The 9673-nt window shown below is 69.7% G+C and carries 7 protein-coding genes; 2 read left to right on the top strand and 5 right to left on the bottom strand.

Annotated features, from left to right (window positions below):
* Position 1: 1 nt before the first annotated feature.
* Positions 2-1447: an FAD-linked oxidase C-terminal domain-containing protein gene (locus ACU0DV_RS03120; protein ID WP_100928835.1), complete on the bottom strand. Its 1446-nt coding sequence runs from the start codon at positions 1445-1447 to the stop codon at positions 2-4.
* Positions 1448-1618: 171 nt separating this feature from the next.
* Between ACU0DV_RS03120 and ACU0DV_RS03115 the strand changes: the two genes are divergently transcribed.
* Positions 1619-2029, top strand: coding sequence for a CopD family protein (locus tag ACU0DV_RS03115; protein ID WP_370312824.1), 411 nt, complete (start codon positions 1619-1621; stop codon positions 2027-2029).
* 1 nt (position 2030) lies between these two features.
* Positions 2031-2741: a DUF599 domain-containing protein gene (locus ACU0DV_RS03110; protein ID WP_283981822.1), complete on the top strand. Its 711-nt coding sequence runs from the start codon at positions 2031-2033 to the stop codon at positions 2739-2741.
* A 181-nt stretch (positions 2742-2922) separates the two neighbouring features.
* Here the strand turns inward: ACU0DV_RS03110 and ACU0DV_RS03105 are convergent, their stop codons facing one another.
* The 4 genes from ACU0DV_RS03105 to ACU0DV_RS03090 are packed head-to-tail and all read right to left on the bottom strand — an operon-like array spanning position 2923 to position 9618.
* Positions 2923-4965 (bottom strand): glutamine amidotransferase, encoded by a 2043-nt coding sequence (locus ACU0DV_RS03105; protein ID WP_100928838.1) that lies wholly within the window; start codon positions 4963-4965, stop codon positions 2923-2925.
* On the bottom strand, positions 4962-7742 hold the full coding sequence (locus tag ACU0DV_RS03100) for a DUF4159 domain-containing protein (protein ID WP_446240773.1): 2781 nt from the start codon (positions 7740-7742) through the stop codon (positions 4962-4964). Before ACU0DV_RS03100 ends, ACU0DV_RS03105 begins: the two co-directional genes overlap by 4 nt.
* Positions 7739-8614 (bottom strand): DUF58 domain-containing protein, encoded by an 876-nt coding sequence (locus ACU0DV_RS03095; protein WP_100928840.1) that lies wholly within the window; start codon positions 8612-8614, stop codon positions 7739-7741. Before ACU0DV_RS03095 ends, ACU0DV_RS03100 begins: the two co-directional genes overlap by 4 nt.
* On the bottom strand, positions 8611-9618 hold the full coding sequence (locus ACU0DV_RS03090) for an AAA family ATPase (protein WP_100928841.1): 1008 nt from the start codon (positions 9616-9618) through the stop codon (positions 8611-8613). The genes ACU0DV_RS03095 and ACU0DV_RS03090 overlap by 4 nt, the downstream gene beginning before the upstream one ends.
* Between the last annotated feature and the right edge of the window lie 55 nt (positions 9619-9673).

Raw genomic sequence — 9673 nt, 5'->3', positions numbered from 1 at the left:
GCTACTCCGCCGCCAGGGCCACCACGCGCCGCCCCTCGGAGGACGCCAGCGGGAACACCTTCGCCGGGTTCAGCAGCCACTTCGGGTCGAAGACGTCCTTCACCGCCATCTGCGCCTCGAGGTCTTCGGGCGCGTACTGGTGGGTCATCAGGTCGCGCTTCTCGATGCCCACGCCGTGCTCTCCGGTCAGGCAGCCGCCGACCTCGACGCAGAGCTTCAGGATCTCCGCCCCGAACCGCTCGCAGAGCTCCAGTTGCCCGGGCTCGTTCGCGTTGAACAGGATCAGCGGGTGCATGTTTCCGTCGCCCGCGTGAAAGACGTTGGCGACCTCCAGCCCGAACTCCGCCGACATCTCGCCGATGCGCTTCAGCACGAAGGGCAGCTCCGTCACCGGGATCGTCCCGTCGAGGCACATGTAGTCGTTGATGTTGCCCATGGCGCCGAAGGCCGACTTGCGGCCCAGCCAGATGCGGGCGGCCTCGTCGGCGGACTTCGCCTCGCGCAGCTCCACCGGGTCGTGGCGCTGTGCGATCTCCTTGATCTTGGCAAGCTGCTCGGCGATCTCCGTCTCCGAGCCTTCGACCTCCACGATCAGCAGCGCCTCGCAGTCGGGGTAGCCCGCCTTGGCGAAATCCTCCGTCGCGCGGATGCAGGGCGCGTCCATGAACTCGATCGCCACCGGCAGCACGCCTGCCTTGATGATGTCGCTGACGCAGGCGCCCGCCACCTCGTTCGAGGCATAGCCGATCAGCACCGGGCGCGCGCCCTCCGGCTTGCGCAGGATGCGCAGTGTGGCTTCCGTCACCACGCCAAGCTGCCCTTCGGACCCGCAGACCACGCCCAGCAGGTCCAGTCCGCCGGCATCCAGGTACGCGCCCCCCAGCTCCACCACCGTGCCGTCCATCAGCACCATGGTCACGCCCATCAGGTTGTTGGTCGTCACGCCGTACTTCAGGCAATGCGCCCCGCCGGAGTTCATCGCGATGTTCCCGGCGATGGCGCAGGCCAGCTGCGAGGACGGGTCGGGCGCGTAGAAGAAATCCTCCTCCTCCACCGCGCCGGTGACGCTCAGGTTGGTGCGGCCGGTCTGCACCCGGATGAAGCGGTTCTCGTAATCCGTCTCAAGCACCGCGTTCATCCGCGACACCCCGAGGATCACCGAATCCGCCGTTGGCAGCGCCCCGCCCGCCAGCGAGGTGCCGGAGCCGCGCGGCACCACCGGCACGCCCTCCTCGTGGCAGACCTTGAGCACGGCCGCGACCTCCTCGGTCGAGGACGGCAGCACCACCGCCAGCGGCGGGCAGCGGTACGCGGTCAGCGCGTCGCACTCGTAGGCGCGCACCTCGGAAGGTTCGGAGATCACGCCGCGCGGCGACACCGCGGCAAGCCGCTCCACGATGCGCGACTTGCGGGCAAGGATCGCACCGTCCGGTTCCGGCATCTGCATGGGTGGCACCTCCCTCGGGTCTGCAGCCTGTCCCGGCGCGCAGGTGGCGACCAAGAACGCGGCAATTGGTCAAGTCATATAACCAAAAACCCCTGCAGGCGAGTCAAATTCGCGCGCCCGGCTTGCACTTTCCGGGCCATCGGAGTCAGGTGCCGAAAACGGAGCATGCCGATGGCCTGGGTCAAGATCATACACATCCTGTGCGTCATGGGCTGGATGACGTCCATCTTCGCGGTGCCGCGCGCGCTGATCTACTGGAAGCGCGAACACGCCCGGCTGGGAGAGAACGGCCCGCTGGGCGACCTGACCTTCCGGCTCTACCGCTTTTCCTTCGGGCTGGGGGTGATCGCCATCGTCACCGGCGTCTGGTACGGCACCTGGCTCGGCTGGCCCGCATGGCTGCACCTGAAGGCCACGCTGGTGGCGCTGCTGGCGGTGCATTACCTGTGGACCGGCAGGCTGGTGCGCCGCGCGCAGAAGGGCGAGTTCCGCGAAAGCGACATGTTCCTGCGCATCTTCAACGAGGTCTCCGTCATCGGCACCATCGCGATCCTCTGGGTCGTGGTCGTGCAGCCGTTCTGAGATGGACTGGCAGGCGGTCATCGCCGGCTTTGCCATGATCGACGTGGTGGCGGTCGGCTTCCTGCTGGCGGCATGGGTCGCGGCGACGCTGGTGATCGAGCATCCGCCGGCGTGGCGCCCCTCCGTCTCGGCCCTGATGGCGCGTTACCGGCGGGAATGGATGGAGGCCTTCGTCACCCGCAACCCGCGCATCTTCGACAGCCAGATCGTCGCGAGCCTGAGGCAGGGCACCTCGTTCTTCGCCTCCGCCTCGATGATCGCCATCGGCGGCGGCTTTGCCCTGCTGGGCAATGCCGAGCGGCTGCAGGGCGTGGCGCAGGATCTGACCCCCTCCACCGACCCGGTGGTGGTGCTGGAGATCAAGCTGATCCTGATGCTCCTCTTCGCCTCCAACGCCTTCCTGAAGTTCGTCTGGTCGCACCGTCTGTTCGGCTACACCTCTGTCCTGATGGCGGCGGTGCCGAACGATCCCGAGGACCCGGCGACGCTGCCCCGCGCCCGCAAGGCGGCGGAGATCAACATCGCGGGCGCCCGCAGCTACAACCGCGGCCTGCGCTCCGTCTATTTCGGGATCGGCGCCTCGGCCTGGCTGATCGGGGCATGGGCGCTGATCGCGGCGACCCTCGTGACCTCTGCCGTGATCCTGCGGCGGGAGTTCTGGTCGCATTCCCGTGCGGTGCTTCTGGACCCGTCGGACATCACCGGGGGCTGAGGCGCGGGTTCAGGCCGCGGGGGGCGGAGGAGACCTCCGCCCTGCGTCCTGTTGCGCTTCTGGCCGGTGATCCGCGTCGTCCCGGCGGCGGAGGGGGCGCTGCCCCCGCCCCTGCGGGGCCCCCCGAGGTATTTGTGGCCAAGATGAAGGGGGGCCGGCTGAAGCGTTGAGGGCAGTGGTGTCAGCTGCGGCCTTCGCGCAGCCAGGCGCCGACGATCATCGCGGCGGCGAGGATCAGCACCAGCCAGGGCGGCATCAGCGGTGTCTGGCGGATGTCCAGCGTCTCGAACGCGTCGCGCGGGGTCAGGCCGATCCAGCCGCGCCCGGCGGCGGGGCGGCCCTGCCGCACGTTGCGCACGGAGGGCACGCCCTCCTCGAGCCGGAGGATACCGCCGCGCAGCGAGTCGATGGCCGGTTCCAGCGCGGCGCCGCTGGCGATGGTCTGGATGAATTCGCGCGGGGCGGCGGGGCCGAGGCCCACGACCGCTTCCAGATCGTCCTCCTTGAGGCGGTAGAGGCCTATTTCCGGGCCGTCGTAGATGCCTTCGAAGCGGCCGGGGCTGACCTCTTCGAGCGGGACGGTCACGGTTTCGCCGTCCGGACCGGTGACTTCCACGTCGCCCACGTCGTCGGTCAGCGAGCGGCGGATGATGCGCATGGTCTGGCCTGTGGGTTCGGCCCAGAGCGCCTCTTCCTCCAGTTCCGGTTCCTTCATCATCCAGTGGGCCAGCCTGCGCAGCAGTTCGAGCTGCGGGCCGCCGCCCTCGTAGCCGCGGTTCCAGAGCCAGGCGTGATCGGAGGCAAGCAGCGCCACCCGGCCTTCGCCGACGCGATCGAGCACGAGGAGCGGGCGGTCGTCGACGCCCTGCATCACCACCTCGCCGGAGACGGGTTCGACCTCCACCTGCCGCAGCCAGCGGCCCCAGGTGTCCGCCCCGGTCAGGCCCGCCGTGACGGGGTGGCGCTGGCCCAGTTCGGTCACTGCCGGGCGGTAGCCCTGTTCGATGACCCGCGCCGTGGGTTCGGCGGGCAGGATGTCGGCCAGGGGCGAGCGGTAGATCGAATCCGCCGAGGCAAAGTCCGGCCCGGCGGCGATCAGCACCGCGCCGCCCTTCTCGACGTAGTTGCGCACGTTGTCGAGGTAGATGGCGGGCAGGATGCCGCGCCGCTTGTAGCGGTCGAAGATGATGAGGTCGAAGTCGTCGATCTTCTCGAGGAACAGCTCGCGCGTGGGGAAGGCGATCAGCGAAAGCTCCGACACCGGCACGCCGTCCTGTTTTTCCGGCGGCCGCAGGATGGTGAAGTGCACCAGGTCGACGGAGCTGTCGGATTTCAGCAGGTTGCGCCAGGTCCGGCCCCCGGCGTGGGGTTCGCCCGACACCAGCAGCACGCGCAGCCGGTCGCGGACGCCGTTGATCTGCACCAGCGCGCGGTTGTTGCGGTCGGTCAGCTCGCCCTCTGCCTCGGGCACGATGAACTCGATCACGTTCAGGCCGCCGTGGGGAAGGGTGATCGGAAGCGCATGGTCCTCGCCGATGGCGACGCGGAAGGTCTGCGGTTCCGACCCGTCGATGGAGATCTGCAGGTCGGTCATGGCCTCGTCAGGGGCCGCGCCCTCGTCCTCGATCCGGAGCGTCAGCTCGACCTCCTCGCCGAGGATGGCGAAGGCCGGGGCGTTTTTCACGATCAGGCGGCGGTCCCAGTCGTCCTCCTGCCCGGTGAGCAGCAGGTGCATCGGCGCGGGCAGGTCGGGCAGGCGTTCGAGGTCGTGCAGGCGCCCGTCGGACAGCAGGACCACACCGGCGACGCGGCCGCGTGGCTCTTCTGCCAGGGCCTGCGACAGCGCGGTCATCAGCTGGCTGCCTGCGTCGCCCTCTCCGTCGGGGACGGGGATGCGCCGGACCTCGGTGTTGGGGCGGGCGAGAAGCTGCGCCTCCATCGTGTCGGCGGCATCGGAGGTCACGCCGGCACGCTCCGCCAGCCGTTGCGAGGCGGTTTCGTCCACCAGCATCAGCACGATGTCCGACAGCGGCGCGCGGTCCTCCATCTGCCACGAGGGCTGCGCCAGCGCGGCCACCAGCACCAGACCGGCAAGGAAGCGCAGCGGCCAGCCCTTCAGCCCGCGCCAGAGCGCCAGCACCACGCCCGCGAAGGCCAGCGCCGCCAGCGCGTAGATCACCACCCACGGCAGCAGCGGGTCGAAGACGATTTGTCCTGCGTTCATTGGCCCAGCCTGTCCAGCAACGCAGGCACATGGACCTGGTCGCTTTTGTAATTGCCTGTCAGCACATGCATCACGAGGTTCACTCCGAACCGGTAGGCGATCTCGCGCTGGCGTTCGCCGGTAAAGCCGCGGCCGATGGGCACCAGCGGCATGCCGGTCTCATCCATCGCCCAGGCCGACGCCCAGTCGTTGCCGCCGATCACCACCGGGGTCACGTTGTCGTTGAGGTCGCGGAACGGCATCCCCTCGATCAGCGCCGCGTCGGGCGGGGCCGCCTCGACCCAGATGCCGCGGCCCTGGTATCGGCCGGGAAAGTCGTTCAGCAGGTAGAAGGTGCGGGTCAGCACGTGGTCCTGCGGGATCGGCTCAAGCGGCGGCACATCGAGCGGCGCCGCCAGTTCCTGCAGCTTGCGCCCCTCCGGCGTGCCTGCGCCGAAGCCCGCCACATCGGCGTCGCGCGTGTCGAACAGGATCATCCCGCCGGACCGCAGGTAGGTGTTGAGCTTGGCATAGGCCTCGGCCGAGGGGGTCGGCTGACCGGGGGTGATCGGCCAGTAGAGCAGCGGGTAAAACGCCAGCTCGTCGGTTTCGAGGTTCACGCCGATGGGCTCCGCCGGTTCCACCGACGTGCGGAAATACAGGGTGTCCGACAGCCCGCGCAGCCCCGCATGGGCCACCTCGTCCAGCCGGTCGTCTCCGGTCAGGACATGGGCCAGCACCACTTCGGACGTGGCGGCGATGGCTTGCGCGTCGTCCTCCGACTGGGCCTGTTCCACCACCTCCTGCGCGTGGCCGGGCAGGGGCATTCCACCCATCATCGCCAGAACGAGGCCCGCCGCCACGGCACCGCGCAGCCGTCCTGACAGCGCGAGCGAGGCGACCACGTCCACCAGCAGCATCAGGATCGAGGCGGCCAGCAGCCAGCCCGCCAGCGGCGTTTCCTGCGGGCGGTTCAGCCCCTCGACGGTGACGCCGTCCGGCCATGCGACCGGCAGCAGCTCCGTCTCGGCGGTGACGACGTTCCGGGCCAGGGCGCGGTCCTCCCCTTCGTACAGGCCCGGGCGCAGGTCCGGCCCGAGGGCCGCGGTCAGCAGCGCCGGTCCGTCCACGCCGGGCAGGGTGCCTGCCTCCTGCGGGACGCCGAACGCGTCAAGCACAAGCGCAGGTTGCCAGATCGTGCCTTCCAGATCGTTAACATCTGGTTGAACCATGGCGGAGGAGACCGCCAGCCGTTCCAGCATCTGCACGAAGAGGCCCGACAGCGGCAGCGTCGACCACTCGGCGTTGGCCGTGACGTGGAACAGGATCACCTGCCCCTGGCCGATGGACTGCCGCGTCACCAGCGGCGTGCCGTCGGCAAGCTGGGCGATCACGCGGTCGGCCAGCGTCGGGTCCGGCTGCGCCATCACCTGGCTCTCGATGGTCACGTCGTCGGGGATCTCGAGCCCGAAGAACGGGCTGTCCTCGGTGAAGGGGGCGAGCGTCTTGGGCTCCCCCCAGCTCATGGCGCCGCCGACGCTCCGGCCCCCGGCGCGCAGGCGCACCGGCATCAGCGGGTCCTCGGTGTCGCGCGACACGTCCGACGCCGCCATGCGCGGCCCGGCAAAGCGCAACAGCGTGCCGCCGCTGTCGACCCAGTCCAGCACGTCCGCCGCCTCCTTGCCCGTCAGCCGGGCAATATCGGCCAGGACGATCACGTCCGGGTTCGCGGGCAGCACGGTGCCGAGGTCGGTCTCGAGCAGGTCCGCCGTCGGTTCCAGCGCCTTGCGCAGGTAGTGCAGCGGGTCGAGCAGTTGCAGCCCCTCGCGGTCCTCGCGGGCGGAAATCAGCGCCACCTCGCGCCGCCGCAGGCTGTCGTCGGGCAGCGTGACGGCCCCGGCGCTGTCGGCACCCGCCACCTCGAACCGTTCGATCCGGGCGCGCAGTTCGGAGGGCAGGGACAGCTCCGTCTCTGCCGCGAGCGCGCCGCTTTCGAAGGTGACGGGCTGGCGCATCAGCACCGCGGGGTTGCCCGCCGGGTCCTTGCCGTGGCCTTCCAGCACGACCTCCACCTCCGGTCCCTCGCGCAGGCGGCGGAGGGTGAAGGCGAGGTTGCCGTCTTCCAGCGTCGCCGGTTCCAGAGCCAGCAGGTTGCGCGGCGCCTCGAAGACGGTCAGCGCGCCGTGGGTTTCCAGCGCGTCGGCCAGCGCCTCGCGGCCCTCCCGCTCCAGCCCGTCGGACATCCAGTAGGTGTCGAAGGCGCCGTCCGGCAGCATCTCTGCCGCCTCGGCCATGCGCGCGGCGTCGGGTTCCCACGGTTCCGGCAGGATGCCCGACAGGCGGCTGCGCAGCACGTCCGCCGACAGGAACTGCGGCGCTTCGGGCGCGGTCAGGCGCATCACGGCGACGGTGCGCCCGTCGCGCCCCGCCTCGGCCAGCAGGCCCTCCAGCGCGATCGTCCGCGACCGCCAGTCGGAGGCCGAGGCCCAGCTTGCGTCCATCACCACCAGAAGCGGCCCGTTGCCCGCCGCCTCTGTCTCGTCCCGCGGGTTCAGCACCGGCCCGGCCAGGCCCACGATCACCGCGGCAACCGCGAGCATCCTGAGCAGCAGCAGCCACCACGGCGTCCGGTCGGTGACCTGCTCCTCGTCCTTCAGGCCCAAGAGCAGGACCACGGCGGGAAACATCCGCCGGATCGGCGCGGGCGGGACGGCGCGCAGGATGACCCAGAGGATCGGCAGCGCGAGCAGCCCGAGCAGCAGCCAGGGCGCGGTAAAGCCCAGTCCGAACAATGTCATCCCTGGCTCCCGTCCAGCGCACGATAGACCCACAGGAGGGCCGATTGCGCCGTGTTGTTGGTGTGATGGGTGAAATGCTGCCAGCCGGTCAGGCGGCACAGATGATCCAGCCGCGCCTTACGCTCGGCCAGCCGTTCGAGGTAACGCTCCTTCAGCTCACCGGCCTTCAGCGTCTCGTAGCGCAGCGTCCGGTTCACCGATTCGAAGATCGTCCGGCCGTTGAACGGGAACGCCTCTTCCGACGGGTCGAGCACCTGCAGAAGCACGCCGCGCACACCGCGGTCCGCCGCCTTGGTCAGCGCGGCCTCCACCGGCGCCACGTCGCCGAGGAAATCCGACACGAACAGCGCCTTGGCGTTGGGCAGCATCCCGCGCGATTCGGGTTCGGCATAGTCGTCCTCCCCCTCGTCGCTGAAATATTCCGCCAGCCGCAGCGTCTGCGCGTCGCCCCGGCGCGGCGGCAGGTCCCAGCCGGTCAGGCCGACACGCTCGCCGCCCCGGATCAGCAGCACGGCTGCAGCCAGCGCCACCAGCCGCGCGCGATCCGCCTTGGTCGGCAGGTCCTTGTGCGAGGAAAACCGCAGCGATGCGCCGGGATCGACCCACATCTGCACCGACTGGGCGATCTGCCACTCGCGCTCCCGCACGAACTGCTCGTCGCCGCGGGCGGAGCGCCGCCAGTCGATCTGCCGGAACGAATCCCCCGCGCGCAGCGGGCGGTACTGCCAGAAGTCGTCGCCCAGCCCCGCACGCCGCCGGCCGTGATCGCCCAGAAGGACGGTCCCGGCCAGATGCTCCGCGCGGGCAAGAAGGGCCGGGAACCGGCTCGCCTCGATCTGTGCGCGGGTGCGAAGGTGGGCGACCGAACTCACGCGGCGGCCTCACGCGGGGTCATCGCCCCGGCCACCTCGTCGATCAGCCTGCCAAGATCCTCGCCGCGCGCCCGGGCCGAGAAGGTCAGCGCCATGCGGTGCACCAGCACGGGTTTCGCCATGTCCAGCACGTCCTCCGGCGAGGGCGCCAGACGGCCCTGCAACAGCGCGCGGGCGCGCACCGTCAGCATCAGCGCCTGCGCGGCCCGCGGGCCGGGCCCCCATGCCACGATCTCCTTCACCCGCTCAGGGGCGGACTCGTCGTCGGGGCGGAAGGCGCGGACGAGGTCGAGGATCATCTCGACCACCGCGTCGCCCACAGGCATCCGGCGCAGGAGGTGCTGCGCCGTGATCAGCTCCTCGGCGCTGAACACCTGGTGCGACTGCGCCTCCTCGGTGCCGGTGGTCGCCAGCAGGATGTCCTTCTCCGTCTTGCGGTCGGGATAGGCCACGTCGATCTGCACGAGGAAACGGTCAAGCTGCGCCTCGGGCAGCGGATAGGTCCCTTCCTGTTCGATCGGGTTCTGCGTGGCGAGCACGTGGAACGGAGCCTCCAGCCCGCGCGTTTCCCCCGCAACGGTCACCTGCTTTTCCTGCATCGCCTGCAGCAGGGCCGACTGGGTACGGGGAGAAGCGCGGTTGATCTCGTCCGCCATCAGAAGCTGGCAGAAGATCGGGCCTTCGATGAACTTGAAGGTGCGGGTGCCGTCGGCGCCTGTCTCCAGCACCTCCGAACCCAGAATGTCGGCGGGCATCAGGTCCGGCGTGAACTGCACGCGGTTGCCCTTCAGGCCCATGACGGTCGACAGCGTCTCCACCAGACGCGTCTTGCCGAGGCCGGGGAGGCCGATCAGCAGCGCGTGTCCGCCGCAAAGCATCGCCGACAGGGTGAGGTCGACGACCCGCTCCTGCCCGATGAACCGTGCGGTGATGGATCTCTTGGCCTCGGCCAGTTTCTCTTCCAGCGCCTCGATGTCGGCAACCAGATCTTCGGCCTCTGCCATGGCGTCTCTCCGTTCAGGGACTATACTCTTGGTCAGAATGTATCCTCTGGCAGCT

The organism is Sagittula sp. (assembly GCF_052825245.1).
This window is presented reverse-complemented; position numbering and strand designations above follow the sequence as displayed.

Coding starts and splice junctions, on each gene's coding strand:
- ACU0DV_RS03115 (WP_370312824.1), top strand. CDS start 1,619: ATGGCCTGGGTCAAGATCATACACATCCTGTGCGTCATGGGCTGGATG.
- ACU0DV_RS03090 (WP_100928841.1), bottom strand. CDS start 9,618: ATGGCAGAGGCCGAAGATCTGGTTGCCGACATCGAGGCGCTGGAAGAG.
- ACU0DV_RS03100 (WP_446240773.1), bottom strand. CDS start 7,742: ATGACATTGTTCGGACTGGGCTTTACCGCGCCCTGGCTGCTGCTCGGG.
- ACU0DV_RS03105 (WP_100928838.1), bottom strand. CDS start 4,965: ATGAACGCAGGACAAATCGTCTTCGACCCGCTGCTGCCGTGGGTGGTG.
- ACU0DV_RS03110 (WP_283981822.1), top strand. CDS start 2,031: ATGGACTGGCAGGCGGTCATCGCCGGCTTTGCCATGATCGACGTGGTG.
- ACU0DV_RS03120 (WP_100928835.1), bottom strand. CDS start 1,447: ATGCAGATGCCGGAACCGGACGGTGCGATCCTTGCCCGCAAGTCGCGC.